The sequence below is a fragment of the Actinotalea ferrariae genome (assembly GCF_019733465.1).
Classification (GTDB): domain Bacteria; phylum Actinomycetota; class Actinomycetes; order Actinomycetales; family Cellulomonadaceae; genus Actinotalea; species Actinotalea ferrariae_A.
On the sequence record NZ_JACVQL010000113.1, the window covers coordinates 1 to 20,252 of the forward strand.

General features: G+C 75.3%; 21 protein-coding genes and 1 riboswitch. Of the genes, 8 read left to right on the forward strand and 13 right to left on the reverse strand.

What is annotated here, in order from left to right:
• From ICW40_RS09910 to ICW40_RS09925, 4 genes are all read left to right on the forward strand, one after another.
• Positions 1 to 976 (forward strand): TetR/AcrR family transcriptional regulator (locus ICW40_RS09910; protein WP_221653660.1); only part of this gene is annotated, 976 nt, incomplete at its 5' end.
• Positions 973 to 1,524, forward strand: coding sequence for a DNA-3-methyladenine glycosylase I (locus tag ICW40_RS09915; RefSeq protein WP_221653661.1), 552 nt, complete (start codon positions 973 to 975; stop codon positions 1,522 to 1,524). The genes ICW40_RS09910 and ICW40_RS09915, both read left to right, overlap by 4 nt.
• A gap of 43 nt (positions 1,525 to 1,567) precedes the next feature.
• A complete protein-coding gene (locus tag ICW40_RS09920) occupies positions 1,568 to 2,740 on the forward strand; it encodes an AI-2E family transporter (protein WP_221653662.1) in 1,173 nt (390 codons plus the stop codon).
• Positions 2,741 to 2,773: 33 nt separating this feature from the next.
• On the forward strand, positions 2,774 to 3,175 hold the full coding sequence (locus ICW40_RS09925) for a VOC family protein (RefSeq protein WP_221653663.1): 402 nt from the start codon (positions 2,774 to 2,776) through the stop codon (positions 3,173 to 3,175).
• Positions 3,176 to 3,253: 78 nt separating this feature from the next.
• Here the strand turns inward: ICW40_RS09925 and ICW40_RS09930 are convergent, their stop codons facing one another.
• The 3 genes from ICW40_RS09930 to ICW40_RS09940 all read right to left on the reverse strand — a co-directional run bounded on the left by ICW40_RS09930 (position 3,254) and on the right by ICW40_RS09940 (position 5,100).
• The gene (locus ICW40_RS09930) at positions 3,254 to 3,814 is read right to left on the reverse strand and encodes a hypothetical protein (RefSeq protein WP_221653664.1); all 561 of its coding nucleotides are present in this window, start codon (positions 3,812 to 3,814) and stop codon (positions 3,254 to 3,256) included.
• 82 nt (positions 3,815 to 3,896) lie between these two features.
• Positions 3,897 to 4,700 carry a hypothetical protein gene (locus tag ICW40_RS09935; RefSeq protein WP_221653665.1) on the reverse strand — a complete coding sequence of 268 codons (804 nt, stop codon included), beginning with the start codon at positions 4,698 to 4,700 and terminating at the stop codon, positions 3,897 to 3,899.
• Between the two features lie 4 nt (positions 4,701 to 4,704).
• Positions 4,705 to 5,100 (reverse strand): RidA family protein, encoded by a 396-nt coding sequence (locus ICW40_RS09940; RefSeq protein WP_221653708.1) that lies wholly within the window; start codon positions 5,098 to 5,100, stop codon positions 4,705 to 4,707.
• Between the two features lie 107 nt (positions 5,101 to 5,207).
• Here ICW40_RS09940 and ICW40_RS09945 point away from each other — a divergent pair, with 107 nt between their 5' ends.
• Positions 5,208 to 6,185, forward strand: coding sequence for a helix-turn-helix transcriptional regulator (locus tag ICW40_RS09945; protein ID WP_221653666.1), 978 nt, complete (start codon positions 5,208 to 5,210; stop codon positions 6,183 to 6,185).
• A gap of 53 nt (positions 6,186 to 6,238) precedes the next feature.
• On the opposite strand, the gene ICW40_RS09950 is transcribed toward ICW40_RS09945, so the two are convergent.
• Positions 6,239 to 6,940, reverse strand: a complete 702-nt coding sequence (locus ICW40_RS09950; protein WP_221653667.1) for an ArsR/SmtB family transcription factor — start codon at positions 6,938 to 6,940, stop codon at positions 6,239 to 6,241.
• A 97-nt stretch (positions 6,941 to 7,037) separates the two neighbouring features.
• Between ICW40_RS09950 and ICW40_RS09955 the strand changes: the two genes are divergently transcribed.
• Complete coding sequence (locus ICW40_RS09955) at positions 7,038 to 7,934, forward strand: isocitrate lyase/PEP mutase family protein (RefSeq protein WP_221653668.1); 897 nt, start codon at positions 7,038 to 7,040, stop codon at positions 7,932 to 7,934.
• A gap of 24 nt (positions 7,935 to 7,958) precedes the next feature.
• Here ICW40_RS09955 and ICW40_RS09960 read toward each other — a convergent pair whose 3' ends face one another.
• The 6 genes from ICW40_RS09960 to ICW40_RS09985 all read right to left on the reverse strand — a co-directional run bounded on the left by ICW40_RS09960 (position 7,959) and on the right by ICW40_RS09985 (position 14,535).
• Positions 7,959 to 8,402 carry a (deoxy)nucleoside triphosphate pyrophosphohydrolase gene (locus tag ICW40_RS09960; RefSeq protein ID WP_221653669.1) on the reverse strand — a complete coding sequence of 148 codons (444 nt, stop codon included), beginning with the start codon at positions 8,400 to 8,402 and terminating at the stop codon, positions 7,959 to 7,961.
• A gap of 88 nt (positions 8,403 to 8,490) precedes the next feature.
• On the reverse strand, positions 8,491 to 9,054 hold the full coding sequence (locus ICW40_RS09965) for a hypothetical protein (RefSeq protein ID WP_221653670.1): 564 nt from the start codon (positions 9,052 to 9,054) through the stop codon (positions 8,491 to 8,493).
• Between the two features lie 150 nt (positions 9,055 to 9,204).
• The gene (locus tag ICW40_RS09970; RefSeq protein ID WP_260459043.1) at positions 9,205 to 9,447 is read right to left on the reverse strand and encodes a LuxR C-terminal-related transcriptional regulator; all 243 of its coding nucleotides are present in this window, start codon (positions 9,445 to 9,447) and stop codon (positions 9,205 to 9,207) included.
• A 402-nt stretch (positions 9,448 to 9,849) separates the two neighbouring features.
• The gene (gene gcvH / locus ICW40_RS09975) at positions 9,850 to 10,221 is read right to left on the reverse strand and encodes a glycine cleavage system protein GcvH (protein WP_221653671.1); all 372 of its coding nucleotides are present in this window, start codon (positions 10,219 to 10,221) and stop codon (positions 9,850 to 9,852) included.
• Between the two features lie 46 nt (positions 10,222 to 10,267).
• A complete protein-coding gene (gene gcvT / locus ICW40_RS09980; protein WP_221653672.1) occupies positions 10,268 to 11,500 on the reverse strand; it encodes a glycine cleavage system aminomethyltransferase GcvT in 1,233 nt (410 codons plus the stop codon).
• Entirely contained in the window at positions 11,497 to 14,535 is a 3,039-nt protein-coding gene (locus tag ICW40_RS09985) for a beta-eliminating lyase-related protein (protein ID WP_221653673.1), read from the reverse strand. The genes gcvT and ICW40_RS09985 overlap by 4 nt, the downstream gene beginning before the upstream one ends.
• A 108-nt stretch (positions 14,536 to 14,643) precedes the next feature.
• A riboswitch (glycine riboswitch) is annotated at positions 14,644 to 14,742 on the reverse strand.
• Between the two features lie 250 nt (positions 14,743 to 14,992).
• Between ICW40_RS09985 and ICW40_RS09990 the strand changes: the two genes are divergently transcribed.
• Complete coding sequence (locus ICW40_RS09990) at positions 14,993 to 16,354, forward strand: HNH endonuclease signature motif containing protein (protein WP_221653674.1); 1,362 nt, start codon at positions 14,993 to 14,995, stop codon at positions 16,352 to 16,354.
• A 140-nt stretch (positions 16,355 to 16,494) separates the two neighbouring features.
• On the opposite strand, the gene ICW40_RS09995 is transcribed toward ICW40_RS09990, so the two are convergent.
• The 3 genes from ICW40_RS09995 to ICW40_RS10005 form a co-directional block, all read right to left on the reverse strand.
• A complete protein-coding gene (locus ICW40_RS09995; RefSeq protein WP_221653675.1) occupies positions 16,495 to 17,679 on the reverse strand; it encodes a pyridoxal phosphate-dependent aminotransferase in 1,185 nt (394 codons plus the stop codon).
• An 88-nt stretch (positions 17,680 to 17,767) separates the two neighbouring features.
• Positions 17,768 to 18,196, reverse strand: a complete 429-nt coding sequence (locus tag ICW40_RS10000) for a TFIIB-type zinc ribbon-containing protein (protein ID WP_221653676.1) — start codon at positions 18,194 to 18,196, stop codon at positions 17,768 to 17,770.
• A 322-nt stretch (positions 18,197 to 18,518) separates the two neighbouring features.
• The gene (locus ICW40_RS10005) at positions 18,519 to 19,049 is read right to left on the reverse strand and encodes a low molecular weight protein-tyrosine-phosphatase (RefSeq protein ID WP_221653710.1); all 531 of its coding nucleotides are present in this window, start codon (positions 19,047 to 19,049) and stop codon (positions 18,519 to 18,521) included.
• A 301-nt stretch (positions 19,050 to 19,350) separates the two neighbouring features.
• On the opposite strand from ICW40_RS10005, the gene ICW40_RS10010 reads away from it, so the two are divergent.
• The gene (locus ICW40_RS10010) at positions 19,351 to 19,794 is read left to right on the forward strand and encodes a hypothetical protein (protein ID WP_221653677.1); all 444 of its coding nucleotides are present in this window, start codon (positions 19,351 to 19,353) and stop codon (positions 19,792 to 19,794) included.
• Positions 19,795 to 20,252 lie beyond the last annotated feature (458 nt).

Consider the following 20,252-nt stretch of genomic DNA (forward strand, 5'->3'; position numbering starts at 1 on the left):
GCGGGAGGCCGAGAAGGCGGCGCGCGAGGCGACGCTCGCCCAGCAGCGCGCCGCGCGGCAGATCGCCAAGGCACGGCAGACGGCGGAGCGGGCCGGGCTCGTCCCGGAGCCGGCCACGTCGGTGGCAGGGCCGGCGCAGCCGGCCTCAGCGGAGGCTCCCCTGCCCCCCGACCTGCAGCTGCTGTGGCCGCGCCCCGCGGCGTCGCGCCGCGGACCACGGCCCGGCCTGACCCTCGACGGCATCGCCGCGGCCGGCGTCGCGATCGCCGACGCCGAGGGTGTGGGCGCGGTGTCGATGGCGCGGGTCGCCGAGTCGCTCGGCGTCACGACGATGGCGCTGTACCGCTACGTCCCCGGGAAGGACGACCTCCTCGCGCTCATGTACGACGTCGCGATCGGTCCGGTGCCCACCGGCCCGGAGCGTGCTGTCCCGCTGCGGGACCGGCTCGAGCAGTGGTGCGCCGACCAGCTGGCGATGATGCACGCGCACCCGTGGCTCACGGACCTGCCGGCCGCCCCGCGGCTCGGGCCGAACCAGCTCGCGTGGCTCGAGCGCGGCATGGCGGCGCTCGCGGACAGCCCGCTGCCGCCCGCCGAGCGCACCCAGGTCGTCGGGGCGCTCGCGCTCCAGGTCCAGAGCGAGGGCCTCGTCATCGCCGAGGTGGCGCGGCAGCGCCGCCGCGCCGCCGCGCTCGCCGAGGGCGGGTCGCCGGACGGCCCCGAGGTCGCGCACCCGGCGCTGCTCGACTACGGCTCGCTGCTGCGGCAGCTCACGACCCCGCAGACCCATCCCGCCATCGCCGAGGCGCTCGAGGCGGGCGGCTTCGACGACGACCCTGTGGACGACGACGGACCTGGGGACGAGCTCGCGTTCGGTCCCGGGCTGGCCTTCATGCTGGACGGCATCGACCAGCTGATGGCACGCGCGGCCGCCGCGCAGGCGGCCGCGGGACACGAGGAGGACGACGACGCATGAGGTGCTTCGGAGACGGCGACCCGCTCTACGAGGAGTACCACGACACCGAGTGGGGCGTGCCGGTCCGCGGCGACACGGAGCTCCTCGAACGGTTCTGCCTCGAGGCCTTCCAGTCGGGGCTCGCGTGGATCACGATCCTGCGCAAGCGCCCGGCCTTCCGCACGGCGTTCGCGGGCTTCGACCCCGAGGTCGTCGCGGGCTACGGTGACGACGACGTCGCGCGCCTGCTCGCGGACGCGGGCATCGTGCGCAACCGCGCCAAGATCGAGGCGACGATCGGCAACGCCCGCGCGGTCGTCGCGCTGCACGACGCGGGCCGCACGCTCACCGAGCTGGTGTGGTCCCACGCGCCCGACGTCCGCGTCCGGCAGCCGCGGGCGACGCGGTTCGACGAGGTCCCCGCGACGACGCCCGAGTCCGTCGCGCTCGCTCGCTCGCTCAAGGGCGCGGGTTTCCGCTTCGTCGGCCCGACCACCGCCTACGCGGCGATGCAGGCCTGCGGCCTCGTCGACGACCACCTCGCGGGGTGCCCGGTCGTCGCCGGCTGAGCCCCGGCGCGCGGTCCCCGCACGGCGTCCTTAGTGTCGACGCATGGATGCCCGCCGCCCGACCTCATCCCTCTGGACCGACAGCCTCGGCCGGGTCGCGGTGCGCAGCGCCCAGCTGCTGCTCGTGCTCGCGCTCGTCGCGTGCGCCGTCCTCGCGCTGAGGCAGCTCAAGCTCGTCGTCATCCCCGTGCTCATCGCGGCGATCATCGCGGCCGCGGTGAGCCCGGTCGTGCGGTTCCTCCGCAACCGCGGGCTCCCCGCGGCGCTCGCCACGTGGGCGGCGCTGCTCACCGGGCTCGGGACGCTCGGCCTCGTGCTGTGGCTCGTCGGCCGCGGCATCCGCAACGAGTGGGACGAGCTGCGTGACTCGGCCGAGGCCGGGCTCGACGAGCTGCAGACGTACCTCGCCGAGGGTCCGATCGCGATCGACGAGGCGCAGATCAGCGCCGCGCGCGACCAGGCGCGCGAGCTGCTGGGCAGCGAGGCCGTCCAGAGCGGCGCCGTCGCGGGCGCGAGCGCCGCGATCGAGGTGGTCGCCGGGCTGCTGCTGGGCGTCGTCGTGCTGTTCTTCCTGCTCAAGGACGGGCGGAAGATCTACGCGTTCTTCGTGCAGCCGCTCGGCCCGGCGCACCAGGAGCGTGCGTGGCGCATCGGCGACCGGTCGGTCGCCGTCCTCGGCGGGTACGTGCGGGGCACCGCGATCGTCGCGCTCGTCGACGCCGTCGTCATCGGGGTCGCGCTCGTCATCCTCGGCGTCCCGCTCGCCCTGCCGCTCGCGACGATCGTCTTCCTCGGCGCGTTCATCCCGCTCATCGGGGCGACGCTCGCCGGCGTGCTCGCGATCCTCGTCGCGCTCGTCGCGAACGGCCCGGTCACGGCGCTCATCGTGCTCGCCGTCGTCGTCGCGGTGAACCAGCTCGAGGGCGACCTGCTCGCGCCCGTCGTCATCGGCAAGGCGCTCGCGCTGCACCCGCTCGCGATCCTGCTCGCGCTGACGGCGGGCACGATCATCGCCGGCATCGTCGGGGCGCTGCTGTCGGTGCCGATCGCCGCGGTGGCGTGGGCGGTGGTCAAGGAGTGGCGCGGGACCACGGACGACGACGAGCCCGCGCGACCACGCCGGCTCGGCCGACGCGGCGCCTCGCGAGGCCGTCCCGCCGAGGTGCGCCCACCCGACGTCCGCCCCGCCGAGGCGCGCCCCACCACGACGGACTGAGCACGGACGGCCACGACCGAGAGGACACCGCTCATGGCACCGCTGCGCTGGTACTCCGTCGTCGTCGAGGCCCAGGACCACCGTGCGCTGGCGGCCTGGTGGGCCGAGGCGCTCGGGTGGGACACCGCCGTGGCCACGGACGACGAGGTCGTCCTCATCCCGCCGTGGGCCGAGCAGCTCGGGCCGACGCTCGAGTTCGTCCAGGTGCCACCCGGGCTCGTCTTCGTGCCGGTCGAGCATGCCAAGTCGGGCAAGAACCGGCTGCACCTCGACCTCGCACCGCACACGTCGCAGGAGCGGGAGGCGGAGATCGCGCGGCTCGTCGCGCTCGGCGCGCGACGGATCGACGTCGGTCAGGGCGACGACGCGACCTGGGAGGTGCTCGCGGACCCCGACGGCAACGAGTTCTGCGTGCTGTCGTCGAGGGACCGGTAGCCCCCCGAGGGACCGGCAGCCCCCCGAGGGACCGGCAGCCGTTCGAGGGACCGCAGCCGTTCGAGGGACCGCAGCCGCTCAGGAAGGTTCGGTGATCGCAGCCTGCAGGCGGTCGAACCTGCCGGACCACTCCTCCTTGAGCGGCGCGATCGCGTCGCCGTCGGCCGCGCTGTGCTGCACGGACAGGCGCGTGCGGTCCCCGGGCGCCGGGAGCACGTGGAGCGTCACCCGGGCGCCGTCGGGCCAGGACCAGCGGACGGACTTCACCGCACGCGTGCTGCGCACCTCGGGGACGACGTCGAGCCAGCGGGCGCGCAGCTCGGGGTCGGTGAGCCACGACAGCGTCACGTCGGTCGGCACCGGGAGGGTGCGGGTCGCGCTCGCCTCGAACCGGCCGTCGGGCCGCTGCCCCGGCTCACGCATGCCACGCGCCTGCTCGTAGCCGACGGTGATCGACTGCGCCCACCAGCCGTCGACGCCGTGGTCGACGAGCCACGCCGCGATGGCGGGATGCCGCCAGCCGGTGGCGCCGACCTCGTCCAGCACCGTGAACCACTCGTCCCGCCCGCGGCCCGTGCTGCGCCGCACGGCCTCGGCCCCGACGGCGTCCTCGTGCCTGCGGATCGGGTCCTTGACCATGGCCCACGGTAACCCGCCGGCTGCGGTCGGTCGCCAAGGACGGGCACCGCCGGGTTCGGCGACCTGCCCTGCACCGCGCACGTCAGTCGTGGCGGACGTCGTCCCCCCGTGGCTCCGCGAGCGCCGCGGCCGTGAGTGCGAGCGCGACGGCGCGGCCGGGACACGCGTGCCGTCCGCGACCGAACGGTGCGCCGGTGAGGTCCACCTCGACCTCGACGCCGTCGGGTCCGAGGCGTCGGGTGGTCGGCACGGGCGGTCCGCCGCGCCCGGCGCGGCGGGCGTCGACCAGCGCTGCCGTCGCGGCGTGCGCCTGGACCAGCACGCACAGGACGGCGGCGGTCCGCTCGTCGCGCGGGCCCAGCGCGACGACGAGGCGGTCGGCCGCCGCATCCGCCTCGCGGCTCTGCGGCGCGTGCGGCTGGTAGGCACCGGCGACCAGCGCGACGTCGGCCGCACAGCCCGCCTCGAGGCCGAGCAGCGACAGGAGCCGGAGCGTCGGGTCGCCACCCCCAGCCCGCCGCAGGTCGGTGGTCCCGTCGGGGCTCGCCCCCGCGGGCGCACCGCGGCTGGCACCCGCACTCGCACTCGCACTCGCACTCGCACTCGCACTCGCACCGGGACTCGCACCGGGGCTCAGGTCCAGGCCGAGCTCCAGGTCGGCGACGACCTCCTCGACCAGCGACCGCAGCCTCTGGTGACGCTCCCCCTCCGCGAACCGCGGGACGGACCCGCGCAGCCACGCGACGCCGGTCGGCGCGGCAGGCGACTCGGGGACGCGGAACCGGTCGTCGTCGAGCACCGCAGCGGCGAGAAGGTCCATGTGGTCACCCTGCCCCGGGGTCTCGGCGTCGACGAGCCCGATCGGCGGGCCCTGACCGACGGCCACGGCATCACGCGATCGCAGTCGCCTCGAGCTCGACCATCTGGCCCGGGATCGCCAGCCGTGTGACGCCCAGCATCGTGGTGGTCGGCGCCACCCCTGCGGCACCCAACCGCGACGCCAGCACGCCGTAGTGCTCGAGCAGGAGGTCGACGTCCGTCGCGTAGACGGCGAGCCGGACGACGTCGCTCAGCGTCATGCCCGCCCCCGCGAGGACGGCCTCGACGTTGTCGAGGCTCAGCGCGAGCTGCGCGGCCATGTCGCCCTCGTGCTGAGGCGCCCCGTCGCCGCCGGTCGCCGTCTGCCCGGAGCAGTAGAGGGTCCGGGTGTGCCCGGAGACCAGCTCCCCCTGGTTGAACCCCAGCCCTGTCGACCAGGTCACGGGGTTGATCGCAGTGCGCTGCACGTCCATCTGCACGTCCATCTGAGCTCCGTCCGGTGCGTCGTGAGTGAGGGTTCGAGCCTCTCGACGAATCACGACATCCCCGGTCATGTATTCCGTAGAGTCTCCGCATGCGTGCCGATCGGTTGGTCTCGCTGGTCCTGCTGCTGCGGCGGCACGGGCGGCTCACCGCCACGGCCCTGGCCCGGGAGCTCGAGGTCAGTCCGCGCACCGTGCTGCGTGACATCGAGGCGCTCTCGACGGCGGGCGTCCCCGTGTACGCCGAGCGGGGCCGGCACGGGGGCTTCGAGCTGCTGCCCGGCTTCGCGACGGAGCTGACCGGGGTCAACCACGACGAGGCGCTCGCGCTGCTGGTCACCGGGGCGGCGCGCAGCGAGCACGTCCTCGGGCTGGGGCCCGCGCTCGCCTCGGCGATGCGCAAGGTGGTCGACGCGCTCCCCGAGGCCCATCGGACGACGGCGACCGACGCGGCGCGGCGGCTGCTCGTCGAGCCGGAGGTGGACCTGGTCTCGCAGCGGCCTGCGGTCGAGGAGGACGTCGACCCGGCAGTCGCGACCGAGGTCCGGCGCGCCGTGCTCGGCGGGCGCAGGTTGCGGATCGACTACGCGGCCACCGGCGAGACGCCGCGCCGGCGCATCGTCGACCCGATCGGCCTCGTCACCGTGCGCGGCCGCGGCTACCTGCTCGCGACGAGGTCCGGGGCGGACCGCACCTACCGGCTGGCGCGCGTGCGGGCCGCCGAGGCGCTCGGCGAACCGGCGCAGCGGCCGGAACGCGTCGACCTCGACCGGCTCTGGCGGGAACGCTGCGCGCAGTTCCTGCGCGGCGGGGAGCAGGTCACCGCACGGGTCCGCGTCGACCCGGCACGTCGCGACGAGCTCGTGGGCACCGCGCTCGCGGTCCGCGCCGACGAGCCCGAGGTGGGTGGCTGGCAGCAGCTCGAGATCACGTTCCAGGACTCACGGCACGCCGAGTGGGCGCTGTGGCGGCTCGGTCCGCACGCGGAGGCCCTGGAGCCGCTGTCGCTGCGCACCGCGCTCCACGACCGCGCCGCCGCGATCGCCGCACGCTACGCGCCGCCGGCGTAGGCCGTCGGGTGCTAGGCGCCCACCGCGCGGGTCGTCCGCGGGGACCCTGCGGCTCACCGGACGTCGAGCACCGCCGACCCGAGGTCCAGCACCTCGCTCAGACCGCGCGCGCCGGCGGGCGTGACCGTGACCGAGCGGTCCGTGCCGGACGACACCACCCAGGCGCGACGCACGAGCTCCGCGCGCAACGTCGCGGCGAGCGCACCGCCCAGATGGCTGCGCCTCTCGGTCCAGTCGAGGCACGTGCGCAGCGCGACGCGCGTGCCGCTCGGCCGCCAGCCGTCCCCGCAGAGGTCGCCGAACCACGCGGCGCCGTCGTCCGTGAGCGCCAGCCCGTCGGTCACCGAGAGCAGCCCGCGCCCGACCATCGCGTCGAACAGCCCGACCCCGAGCCTCCCGGCGAGGTGGTCGTAGCAGGTGCGCGCGGCGGCGAGCCGGTGCCCGGCGCGCACGGTACGGGACGACGTCGGCCGCTGCGGCACGCCCGCGGTCGCGGCGAGGTCCTCGACGAGGCTTGCCATGGCCGGGTCGGCCAGCCGGACGTAGCGGTGGCGCCCCTGCCGCACGTCGGCGAGGATCCGCGCACCGACCAGCAGGTCGAGGTGCTCGCTCGCGGTGGACGGGGCGATGCCGACGTGCCGCGCGAGCTCTCCGGCCGTCCACGCGCGGTCGTCGAGCAGGGCGAGGCACATCGCGACCCGGCTGCGGTCGGCGAGCACGGCGACGAAGCGCGCGACGGACTCGGCGGTCAGCACGGCGTCACCTCCTCGCGTCCGCCCGATCCGCCGACCGTCACGGCCGGCTCCACGACCGTACGGCCCCGACCGTACGGTCCGCACCGGACGATGGAGCATGGCCGCCGACCGTGCACCGCGCCCGACGAGCACCGCCACGACGACGTCCTCGCGGACCAGGATCGGCGGGCCACCGCGCGCGTCCGCGGTGAGGTCCGCCGTCGCGGCTGCGTTCGCGGCTCTCCACCGCCCCGGCGACCCGCTGCTCCTGCCCAACGCCTGGGACGTCGCGTCCGGGCTGGTCCTCGCGGACGCGGGCTTCGCGGCGGTCGGCACGACGAGCCTGGGCGTCACCGCCGCCGCCGGGCTGCCCGACGGTCGGCGCGCCGGCCGGGACCTCGTCGTCGCCCTCGCCGGGGCGCTCGTCGACCGCCTGCGCGTGCCCGTGACCGTCGACCTCGAGGACGGGTACGCCGACGACCCGGCCGAGGTGGCCGAGCTCGCGGCACACCTGGCCGGGCTGGGCGTCGCGGGCGTCAACCTCGAGGACGGGCGGTCCGGCGACGGCGAAGCAGCGCTGCGGGACGAGGCCGCGCACGCCGGGGTGATCCGCGCCGTCGTCGCCGCCGCACCGAGTCTCTTCGTCAACGCCCGTACGGACGTGCACTGGCTCGGCATCGGCGACCCGGCCACCCGCCGCGACGCGACCGTGCGGCGCCTCCTGGCCTACCGCGACGCCGGCGCGCACGGCGTCTTCGTCCCCGGCCTGGCCGACCCGCACGACGTCGCGGTGGTCGCGGCCTCCGTCGACCTGCCGCTCAACGTCCTGTGGCAACCGGGCGTCGACCTCGCCGACCTGGCACAGGCCGGCGTCGCGCGGGTGAGCACCGGCTCAGCCCTCTACCGTCACGCGCTCGGTGCGGCCGTCGAGACGGCCTGCGCCGCCCGCACCTCGGCGATGCCTCCCGTTCCGGCGCTCGGCTACGACCGGCTGCAAGGGCTCCTCACCCGCTGAGGCGTCGCCGCGCTCAGCGCCGGCTCAGCGCAGGCCGGCGGGCCCCGACGCGCGCTCGACGAGGGCCTCGACGATCGGCACGTCCGGGTCGAGCCACGGCACGGACAGCCACGCGCCGGCGGGCAACCAGGTGAGCTCGTCGTGCTCGACGAGCGGCTGCGGCTCCCCGGCCTCGACCGTCGCCGCCCAGAGCCGCATCACGTAGCCGTGGGTGATCGACCAGCCGCCGTCACGCGGTCCGGGCACCTCGCCGCCCAACGTGATCGTGATCCCGAGCTCCTCGCTGATCTCGCGGTGCAGCGCCTGGGTCGGCGTCTCGCCCGCGTCGACCTTGCCGCCTGGGAACTCCCACCGGCCGGCGAGCGACAACGGCTTGCTGCGGCGGGCGGACAGCAGCCGGGTGGGGCGGTCGAGGTCGTCGACGAGGGCGGCCGCCACGACGAGCACGGGGTGCTGGCGGCTCGTCATGGGTGAAGTCTCCCAGACGGCCCGAGGGTCGGGCGGCGGGACAGCCCGACGGTCACCACGTCAGCCGGGTCCGGGCGGGTCGGGCGTCTCAGCTCGGGACGTGCCACGAGCCGTGCGCGGCCTCCGCGAGCTGGGCGGCGATCTCGCGCACGTCGTCCTCGGGGCGACGGACCAGGCGGGTGAGGCGCCCGGACGCCTCGGCCACGAGGAGGTACACGTCGACGGTGCGGCCCGCCTGCGCCTCGGCCGTGATCAGCCGGTTGAGCCGGCACCGCTCCTCGCGGCGGGGGTTCTGCGCGTCGCGGCGGGAGACGTCCCCGAGGCCGTTGCGCTGACCGAACATCCGGGCGACGTCGGGCGTGGAGCCGACGTACCGGACGGTGCCGTGCGTGACCAGGGCGAACACACCTGGCCCGGACGGGAGCTCGTGCTCGGGCTCGATCCGCCCGAACGGCCCGAGGGCCCAGGCGGGGTACCGCTGCTCGACGGCGGCCATGCCGGCGAGCGGGGAGTGCATCAGGACCGTGCCGTCCGCGTCGCGCTCGACGAAGAGGCGGCCTGCGTGGGTGAGGACCCTGCGGTCCAGGACCAGGTGGTCCGGTGCCCAGTGCTCGTCGGCCGCAGGTCGGCGGGCCGGACGATCCACTGCCACCTGCCTCCTCGCTGGGCCCGTCGGGCCGGAGCTCCCGACATTACCCGGGCCGGGTGGCCGGTCCGAACCGGACCGGCCACCACCGGGGTCCCGCGGGGGCTCAGGAGGCCGTGCGACGCCGTGCTGGGGGGCTCGGCAGACGCGTGGGCGTCAGCGGAGGCCGATCTGACGCGCGCAGGCGACGGCGTCGGCACGCGTCGAGACGCCGAGCTTCTTGTAGACGCTGCGGACCTGCGACTTGACCGTGTTGCGCGTGACGAAGAGCTTCGTCGCGATCTCCTCGAGCGTCACGGTCTCGTCCAGGTTGGAGAGGATCACGCGCTCGCGGCGGGTGAGGGGCTCCGTGGTGCGCTGGGTCGGGACCATGCGCAGGTCGGTCGCTTCGATCGTCATGCTGACCTCCAGGGGCGCGGTGCTCGGGGTGAAGCACCGGTTGTGCGGGTACACCTGGAGAGAGCGGGGACTTCACCCCCCATGACGCGGTTTTCACCCCCGATTTCGCGGCTCTTCGGTTGCGGGTGGCTCCCGAAGCCCGATATGGGCGTCGCCGCCGGGCGTTTGCGCTGGTCAGCGCGCCGAGTGATCGACAACGCCGTCCTGGGACGTTCACCCGAACGGAGTACACCTCAGCGGGAAGAACCCGGGGCTGCGGGAGGCGCGCGGGCACGACCCCGACCGGCCGGAGCCGACGTCGCGCGGGCCCGACGTCGCTCGGACCGACGACGCGCCGGAGCCGACGTCGCGCCGGAGCCGACCTCGTGCCCGCGGACGACGTCGTGCGCGGATCTCGGGGCGTCAGCCCTCGACGAGCTCGGCGTACTCCTGCGCGCTGAGCAGCGGGCCCGTCGCGACCACCTCGACCCGGAGCAGCCAGCCCTGCCCGTAGGGGTCGGAGTTCACGAGGCTCGGGTCGCCGACGGCGTCCTCGTTGACCTCGACCACGGTGCCCGTGACGGGCGAGTAGATCTCGGAGACCGACTTGGTGGACTCGATCTCGCCGCACACCGAGCCGGCCGTGACCTGCGAGCCGACCTCGGGGAGCTCGAGGTACACGACGTCGCCGAGCGCCTCCGCGGCGTTCGCCGTGATGCCGATCGTCGCCGGGTCCCCCGTGGTCACCCACTCGTGCTCGGCGGTGTACTGCAGCTCGGTCGGGATGGCGCTCACGGGATCTCCTCGGGACGGTTCTGGCGCTGCAGCGGGCGAACGCAGGTCAGGTGCTGCTGGGACGACGGTAGAAGGGCAGGGCCACGACGCGCACGGGCTCGGCCCGGCCGCGCACGTCGACCGCGAGCTCGGTGCCCACGGCGCTGACCTCGGGCGTCACGTACGCCATCGCGATCGGGTGGCCGAGCGTCGGTGACGGCGCGCCGGACGTCACGTGGCCGACGACGGCGCCGCGGTCGGTGACCACCGGGTAGCCGTGGCGGGCCGCCCGGCGGGACAGGCCCTGGAGCCCGACGAGGACGCGCGACGGCTGCGACCCCGCGCGCGCGGCGAGCGGTGCCCGGCCGACGAAGTCGAGCGGCCGGCCCTCGGGGTCCACCTTGTCGAGCTTCACCACGCGCGCGAGGCCCGCGTCGTGCGGCGCCGTCGTGCGGTCGAGCTCGTTGCCGTACAGGGGCATGCCGGCCTCGAGCCGCAGGCTGTCGCGCGCGGACAGGCCGGCGGGGACCAGGCCCTGCGGCTCGCCGACCGCGAGGACGGCGCGCCAGAGCGCCCGCGCGTGCGCGGCGTCGACGAACAGCTCGAAGCCGTCCTCGCCCGTGTAGCCGGTGCGTGCGACGAGCGCCGGGACGCCCGCGACGACCGCCTCGGTCGCCGCGTAGTAGCGCAGACCCACGACGGCGGCCCGCTCGGCGGCGTCCAGGACGAGCTCGGCGAGGATCGCCTCGGCCGCCGGCCCCTGGACGGCGACGAGCGCCGTGGCCTCGGACTCGTCGGTGACCTCGACGTCCGCGCCCGCGCAGCGCTCGCGCAGCTCGCTGAGGACGACGTCGACGTTCGACGCGTTCGCGACCACGAGCCAGGCGTCGTCGTGCGTGCGGTAGACGACGAGGTCGTCCAGGACGCCGCCGTCGGGTGCGCAGAGCATCGTGTACCGCGCGCGGCCGACGGCGAGCCCGGACAGGTTGCCCACTAGCGCGCGGTCCAGCGCGGCCCCGGCACCCGCGCCCGCGACGCGGATCTCGCCCATGTGGGACAGGTCGAACAGCCCGGCGGCGGACCGCACCGCGCGGTGCTCGGCGAGGTCCGACGTGTACCGCAGGGGCATGGACCAGCCCGCGAAGGGCGTCATCGCGGCCCCGAGCGCGACGTGCTCCTCGAAGAGCGGACCGCGACGTGCGCCGTCGGTGGCGGCGTCGTCGGCGTGCGGCACGGGCTGCGTGCCGAACTCGTTGAGCCGAGCGGCTCGCGGCTCGGCACCCGGGTCGGTGGCGGTCATGCGTACTCCTCGATCGGCGGGCACGAGCAGATCAGGTTGCGGTCACCAGCAGCCTGGTCGATGCGGCGCACCGGTGGCCAGTACTTGCCGGCGCGGAGCCGGGGCACGGGGAAGGCCGCCGTCTCGCGGCTGTAGGGCTTGTCCCACGCGTCGGAGACCACGCTCGCCGCGGTGTGCGGCGCACCGCGCAGCGGCGACTCGGCCGCGCTCCACGTGCCGGCCTCGACCTCGGCGATCTCGCCGCGGATCGCGACCATCGCCTCGACGAACCGGTCGAGCTCGCCCAGGTCCTCGCTCTCGGTCGGCTCCACCATGAGGGTGCCGGGCACGGGGAACGACAGCGTGGGCGCGTGGAACCCGTAGTCCATGAGGCGCTTGGCGACGTCCTCCGCCGTCACGCCCGTCGCCGCGGTGATCGGGCGCAGGTCGAGGATGCACTCGTGGGCGACGTGCCCGCCCGGGCCGGTGAAGAGCACCGGGAAGTGCTCGCGCAGGCGCGTGGCGAGGTAGTTCGCGCTGAGCACGGCGACCTCGGTGGCGCGGCGCAGCCCCTCGGCGCCCATGAGCGCGACGTACGCCCACGAGATCGGCAGGATGCCCGCCGAGCCGTGCGGCGCCGACGACACCTGGGTCGCGCCGCGTCCGGGCAGGAACGGCACGAGGTGCTTCGCGACCGCGACGGGTCCGACGCCCGGCCCCCCGCCGCCGTGCGGGATGCAGAAGGTCTTGTGCAGGTTGAGGTGGCTGACGTCACCGCCCAGGTCACCGGGCTGCGCGAGCCCGACGAGCGCGTTGAGGTTGGCCCCGTCGATGTAGACCTGACCGCCCGCGGCGTGCACGAGGTCGCAGACCTCGCGCACGTGCGCCTCGTAGACGCCGTGCGTCGACGGGTAGGTGATCATGATCGCCGCGACGTCGTCGGCGTGCTCCTCGAGCTTCATGCGCAGGTCGCCGAGGTCGACCTCGCCGTCGGCCGCCGTCTTCACGACGACGACGCGCATGCCCGCGAGCACGGCCGACGCCGCGTTCGTGCCGTGCGCGCTCGCGGGGATGAGGCAGACCGTGCGCCCGCCGTCACCGCGCGAGCGGTGGTACGCGCGGATGGCGAGCAGGCCGGCGAGCTCGCCCTGCGAGCCCGCGTTGGGCTGGACGCTCGCGGCCGCGTAGCCGGTGATCCGGGCGAGCCACTCCTCGAGCTCGCCGATGAGGACCGCGTAGCCCTCGGCCTGGTCGGCGGGCGCGAGGGGGTGCAGCTCGGCGAAGCCCGGCCAGCTGATGGGCTCCATCTCGACGGCCGCGTTGAGCTTCATGGTGCACGAGCCCAGCGGGATCATCGTGCGGTCGAGCGCGAGGTCCTTGTCGGCGAGCGTGCGCAGGTAGCGCATCATCGCCGTCTCGCTGCGGTAGCGGTGGAAGGTCGGGTGCTCGAGGTAGGGGCTCGTCCTGCGGAGCTCGGGGCTGAGTCCGGTCGGGGCGGCGGCGGGAGCGCTTGCCCTTCCCGCGCCGGCTCCTTCGTCGCCGGCGCCTGCCAGACCCACCACGGGCTGCGCCACTCCCGCCGCCGCCCCGACCTCTGCCGTCGGCTGACCTTCGGCGTCGGCGGGGTTCGGCGCGTCTCCCCCGGGCAGCACCTCGGTGAAGGCTGCGAGGACGGCTGCGAGGTGGTCGGGGGTCGTGAGCTCGTCCGTCGTGATCTGGATCGTGTCGTCGTCCGGGCTCCACAGGTTGATGCCTCGGGCGCGGGCCGCGGCGAGGATGGACTGCGCCTGGGCGGGGACGTGGGTGCGGACCGTGTCGAAGAAGGTGTCGTGGACGACCTCGACGCCGGCCGCGCGGAGATCGGCCGCGAGGGTGGTCGCGCGGGTGTGGACCTGCTCGGCGATCCGGCGCAGGCCGTCGGGGCCGTGGTACGTCGCGTACATGCTCGCGACGACCGCGAGCAGCGCCTGGGCGGTGCAGATGTTGCTCGTCGCCTTGTCGCGGCGGATGTGCTGCTCACGCGTCTGGAGCGCGAGGCGGTACGCCGTGGCGCCGTCGGCGTCGGTGCTCACGCCGACGAGGCGGCCCGGCAGGGTGCGCTCGAGGCCGCTGCGGACGCTGATGAAGGCGGCGTGCGGGCCGCCGTAGAACATCGGGACGCCGAACCGCTGGGCCGAGCCGACGGCGACGTCGGCGCCCAGCTCGCCGGGCGACGTGATGAGGGTGAGCGCCAGGAGGTCCGCCGCGACCGTGACGAGGGCGCCGCGTTCGTGGGCCTGCTCGACGAGCGGGCGCAGGTCGCGGACGCGGCCGCTCGCGCCAGGCTGCTGGACGACGACGCCGACCACGTCCGCGACGTCGTCGGGCAGGCCGTCCGTCAGGTCCGCGACCACGAGCGGCAGGCCGATGGCCTCCGCCCGGCCGCGCACGACGGCGAGCGTCTGCGGCAGGGTGTCCGCGTCGACGACGACGGCGCCGTCGGGCCGGCCCTTCACCGCCCGGCGCATGAGCAGCACGGCCTCGGTCACGGCCGTGGCCTCGTCGAGGAGGGACGCGCCCGCGATCGGCAGCCCGGTGAGGTCGCTGACGACCGTCTGGAAGTTGAGCAGCGCCTCGAGCCGGCCCTGGCTGATCTCGGGCTGGTAGGGCGTGTACGCCGTGTACCAGGCAGGGTTCTCGAGCACGTTGCGGCGGATCACGGGCGGCGTGACGGTGCCGTGGTAGCCCTGGCCGATCATCGACGTGAGCACGTGGTTGCGGTCCGCGAGGGCGCGCAGGTCGCGCAGCACCTCGTGCTCGCTGCGGGCCGGCGGCAGGTCGAGCGAGCCGGACATGCGGATCTCGGCCGGCACGGCGTCGTCGACCAGGGCGTCGAGGGTCGCGGCGCCGACGGCGGCCAGCATCGTCTCGAGGTGGGCGTCGCGGGGGCCGATGTGGCGGTCCGCGAAGTCGCGGGCGGCGGGGGTGGACGGCTGAGGCGTGGGCTGGGTCACGCTGGCGGCTCCGAGGACGAGCCCGGCGAGCCGGGCGGTGGCTGGGCCTCCCCGCTCTGTCATCGAGGGCGCGCGCCCCGACCTGAGAGTTTGGCCTGCGAGCCGTGCGGCCCGCCGGCGTGCACCGTCGGTGGACCGCCCGATGGTGCGGCGGTCGCTTTCCAGAGTTGCCTCGCTGCGGCGGTACGTGGGCCTGAGAGATTCCCGGGGAGGGCCTTGCTCCTTCGGCGTCGCGGACAGGCGGTCCGCGAGCTCTCCCACCGCAGCTCGAGCAGCGTGTTCGGTTGTGGGGCCAGCGTAGACCGCGCGGGGGCGCAACGGGGCGATGGTCGGGTGTCGATGGCCTCGGCGATGACGCGGGCTGCCAACGTCGTTCGAGATGGCGTGGCCCGCGTCGCGCGTGTGCTCGCTGAATCCGTCAGTTCACGTCCTGCTGAGCCCTTGTCCGGTCTGCCCGGTTCCGGGTAGAATTCGAACTGGTGTTCGAAGGGTCATGGGGTCTGACGATGGGGGTGCACGGGTGGCGGTGCTGGCGGCGGTCGAGGCGCCGGTCGGCGCGATCGCGGCCGACGGCGTGGCCGCCGAGGACCTCGTCGCCGATGTGGCGACGCTCGTCTCGCGCGTCAGGGCGGCGGGCCGTGACGCGGCCGACTGGTCGCCGATGCAGCGTCGTTCAGTCCTTGCCGCGCTCGACGCCGCGATGGGGGCGCTCACCGCGGTCCGCGGCGACGTCCTGGTGGCCGAGCGCGAGGCGGGGACCTGGCGCGGCTCGGGTGACCCGACGTTCGAGGCGTGGCGCGGTCGCACGTCCCGGGCCGGGACCCGAGCGGTGCTGACCCAGGTCCGCCAGGCGGAGACCGCGACCCAGCTCCCGCGCCTGGGGGCGGCGGTCCGGGACGGCGTCCTGCCGGTCGAGCACATGGAGACGTTGAGCCGCGTGGTCGCGGCCGCGCCGGCACCGGTGCGGGCGGCGCTCGCTCAGGAGGACCACCAGGCGGAGCTGCTCACGGTCGCGCGTCGGGTCGATGCCGGCGCGTTCGGCCGGGCCGCCGCACGGCTCGTCTCGCGCCTCGACCCCCGAGCGCACGAGCGAGGGCACCAGGCGCAGCGGGCAGCGCGGTACCTCCACCTCGCCGACGCGTCCGACGGGACGCGGATCAGCGGCCTGGTCGACCGCATGGCCGGGCACCGCCTCCGGCTCGCGCTCGAGGCCGTGTCGCCGCGGCCCGGGCAGGACGACGAGCGGACGTCGGAGCAGCGCCGCGCCGACGCGCTCGACGTGCTGGCCGAGAAGGTGCTCGCCATGCCGCAGACGGGGAGCGGCGCCTCGGTGCGCCCGCACATCTCCTTCCTCATGGACGCCGAGACGTGGGCGGGCCTCCGCGCCCTGCGCGAGATCGAGACGACGGGCGCCGTGTCCGAGGACGCAGCAGCGTCGCTCGTGGCGCCGGTGACGCTCGAGGACGGGACGCCCGTCCCGCTGAGCGAGGTGGCGCGCGCGCTGTGCGACTGCGAGCTGACGCGCATCGTCATGGATGCCGACGGGGTGCCGCTCGACATCGGCCGCGGGCGGCGGACCTACACCGGAGCCCAACGCAGGGCCGTCATCGCGCGGGACCGTGGGTGCGTCTGGACGGACTGCGCCGCCGAGGCGCGGTGGGCGGAGGTCCACCACATCCGATGGTGGGACCGGGACGACGGGCCGACGTCGATCGAGAACGGCGCGCTGCTGTGCACGTTCCACCACCACGAGGTCCATCGACGCGACCTCGACATCACCCGGGAGCAGGGACCACCCGGGCCGGACGGCCGGCCGAGATACACCTTCCGCGACCCGCGCGGTCGTCCCGTGGCGACCCCGCGCGCGGTCGACGACCCCTGACCTCGTCGCCTGACCTCGTCGCCTGACCTCGCCGTGCCTCGGCCCGCCGGCCCGACGGCCCGCCGGCGCTCGATTCACCGCCACGGGCGGGCCTCCCGTCCTCCCACGGGCGGGGTTCACGTGCTGGCCGAGGGTGCGGCTCAGCCCACGGGCACGAGGCCGTGCTCGCGCTGCCAGGCGACGATGCGGTCGATCGCCTCGTCGACGACGTCGGGCGGCGAGGCGAAGGCGAGGCGGACCCAGCCGTCGCCGTCGACCGCGTCGAAGTCGGTCCCGGGGGTGAGGGCGACACCCGCCTCGTCGAGGAGGCGTGCGCACCAGGTGACCGAGTCGAGGCCCGAGCCCGACACGTCGCCGTAGAGGTAGAAGGCGCCGTCGGGCGGGGCGACCCTGCTCCACCCGAGCTCCGGCAGGCGCGCGAGGAGGCGTGCGCGCGAGGCCGCGTAGACGCCGACCTCGAGCTCGGCGGCGGCGTAGCCCTCGGGCGTGAGCGCGGCGATCGCAGCGTGCTGCGCGAGACCCGGCGGGCACAGCGCGACGTTCCCGGCGAGCGCGTCGACGGGCGCGACGAGGTCCGGCGGCAGCACGAGCCACCCGAGCCTCCAGCCGGTCATCGCCCAGTACTTGGAGAACGACGAGACGACCACGGCACCCGCGTCGGTCGCCGCGGCGGCGGTCGCGGCCTGCGCACCGTCGTAGGTGATGCCGTGGTAGATCTCGTCGCTGATCAGGCGCACGTCGTACTCCGCGCACCAGTCCGCGAGCGCGGCGAGGTCGGCGGCGCCGAGCATCGTCCCCGTCGGGTTCGCGGGGCTCGCGACGACGACGCCGTCGAGCCCGCCGTCGTAGTAGGCGGCCGTGAGCTGCTCGACGGTCGGCTGGTACCGGGTCTCCGGCCCGCACGCGAGCTCGACCACCTCGAGGCCCAGCGACCGCAGGATGTTCTTGTACGCCGGGTACCCCGGGCGGGCGACGGCCACGCGGTCACCCGGGTCGAACGCCGCGAGGAAGGCGAGCATGAACGCGCCCGACGACCCGGTCGCGACCGCGACGCGCGCGGGGTCGACGTCGACGTCGTACCAGCGGCCGTAGTGCTGCGCGATCGCCCGGCGCAGCGCCGGCACGCCGACCGCCTCGGTGTACCCGACGTCGCCGGCCGCGAGGAGCGACGCGGCCCGCTCGCGGACCACGCTCGACGCGCCGTGGAGCGGCTGCCCCGCGCACAGGTTGACGATCGACGCGCCGGCGTCGCGGCGCGCGTTGGCCGCGGCGAGGACCTCCATCACGGCGAACGGCGGGACGAGCGAACGGCGCGAGACCTTCATCGGGCCATCCTGCCCCGCGGCCCCGGCCCGTGCGGATCCGGCGTCCCGGCGCCGGAGCGACGCGGGGCGCAGGCGCCGAGCCGACGACTCAGCCGAAGTCGAGGATGTCGCTGAGCCAGGACTCCTTCTTCTTGCGGTACGGCTGGTTGCGCGGGTCACGGCGCGGGTCGTAGCCGCCGCGCCCGTCGCGGTAGCCGTCCCGGTCGCGGTCCCTGTAGTCGTCCCGGTCGCGGTCCCGATAGCCGTCGTGCGAGCCGCGGTACGGCTCGGTCGGGTACGGCTGGGCCGGGTGGTCCTGCGGCGTCGCGGGGTAGGCGGGCTGGCCGTATGCGGCTGGGGCCGCCGGCGAGGCGAGCGTCGCCGCCGAGGGCGGCACGACCTCGGCCGCGGCACGGTCGAGGATCTTGTCGAGCTCGCCGCGGTCGAGCCAGATGCCGCGGCACGTGGGGCAGTAGTCGATCTCGACGCCCTGGCGCTCGGACATCACCAGGTCGACACCGTCGATGGGGCACTTCATGGCAGCTCCTCGGTCAGCGGACACGTCCGCACGGCACAACGACCGCGGGAGCCGGATGGTGCCCTGCGGCGGGCGGGAAGGGTCCGGGTCGTGGCGGCTCCCCGTCGTGGCGGCTCCGCGTGGTGGCGGCTCCGCGTGGTGGCGGCTCCGCGTGGTGGCGGCTCCCCGTCGTGGCGGCTCCCCGTCGTGGCGGCTCCCCGTCGTGGCGGCTCCCCGTCGTGGCGGCTCCCCGTCGTGGCGGCTCCGCGTGGTGGCGGCTCCGCGTGGTGGCGTCAGGTCCACGGCGAGGTTGGTGGCCGTGCGCCGCGGGGCGCGGGGCGCGTCATGCTCGGCCGCTGCGGGGCGCGGGCGCGTCCGGGACGGCGCGCTCGTCGAGGGCCGCGCGCACGTGCGCGAGGATGCCGTCGGCGGCCGCCTCCACCTCGGCGAGCGTGACCTCGAAGCCGGACTCCTCGCCGTACCAGGGGTCGTCGACGTCGAGCAGGTGCTCGGGGCCGCCCGTCGGCGCCTGAGGGTCGAAGCTGCGGAACATGCGGATGCGGCGCTCGAGCGCCGCGTCGCCACGGGCCAGCCGGCGCAACGTCGCGGCGTGGGTGGCGGTCATCGGCAGCACGAGGTCGCGCGCCGCGAGGTCGACGGGGTCCACCTGGCGCGCGCGGTGCTGCGGGACGTCGTAGCCGTGCGCAGCGAGGACGCGGCGGGCGCGCGGGTCGATCGGGCGTCCGTGCTCCTCGTCGCTCGTCCCCGTGGAGTCGACCTCGACGACGTCGCCCAGCCCGGCCTCCTCGAGACGGGCACGGAGCACCACCTCGGCCATCGGCGACCGGCAGATGTTGCCGGTGCACACGGTCATCACGCGGTACGGGGTGCGGCGGGGCGTCTCGGGTGGCGTCACGGGGCCATTCTCCAGCGGAGTCGGCGAGAGGGGCGGTCGACGGACGGACGGGCGCGTGCAGCCGACGAGGGCGCGGACGAGCGCGTGCGGCCGACCGTAGCGCGGACGGGTCACCGTCGACCGGGATGCGGACCGGCGCATACGACCGACGGGAACGCGGACGGGTCACCGTCGAGCAGGATGCGGACCGGCGGGTACGGCCGACGGGGACGCGGACGCGCGGGCCGGGCGGCCGCGGCGCACACCTAGAGTGCTGCCCATGATGGACGACCCCCGGATCACGCGCCCGCGCGAGCCCTGGGCCGTGAGCTTCGGGCTCCTCGCCGTCGTCGCCGGCTGCCTCGTCGCCGCACTCGTCTTCATGGCGCTCGTGTGGACGGTGCTGTCCGCAGCGCCCGACGCCGAGCTCGCGGCAGCGGGCATCGACGCGACCCCGGGCCGCCTCGCCTTCCTCATGGGCGGCTTCGCGGCGATCGGCTTCCTCGTGGTGGGGCCGACGCTCGCGTTCGCCGTCGGCTGGCTGCTGCGCCGGGTGCGCAACCAGTCGCTGCACGTGCTCGCCTTCGCCGCCCTGGGCGCCGTCGTCGGCGCGGCGGGCGGGTTCGTGATCGGCGGGCCGCAGTTCGCCAACGTGCTGGGGGCGATGGTCGGCGTCTCCGTCGCGGCGGGCCGCGCGGCGCTCGCGCCCTTCGCCCGCGTCTGAACGCGGCGGGGTCTGAGGCACGGCGGGGGTCTGACCGCGGCCGGGCATGGAACAGCCCGTGGGTTACCGGTCGGGATGACCGGCGCGCCGTGCTGGACGATGCACGGCCCCCACGGGCTGCGGTGACTGCCGTGGTCTCGCTGCCGCTCGGCGGCTCGGGACCGGAGGCAATCCGTCCGATCGACTCGGGCGACTAGCGGGCAGTCACCTCACGCGTCCGAAGAGAAATCATCTTCTGGACCACCTCCTTTCCCGTGTGCCTCGACCGTACGTCGGCCTCCGCGGGACTGCCAAGAGTTATTCGCAGAGCGATCGCGGATGGGCATCAGGGCCCGCGCGTCACCGACATCGGCACCGCCACCTGGCACCACGGTGGCGCGAGCGCGAGACTCAACACACCAGGGCAGGTGCCGATATACCGAGGACCGGTTGACGACGCCGGAACCTGGACGAGGGGG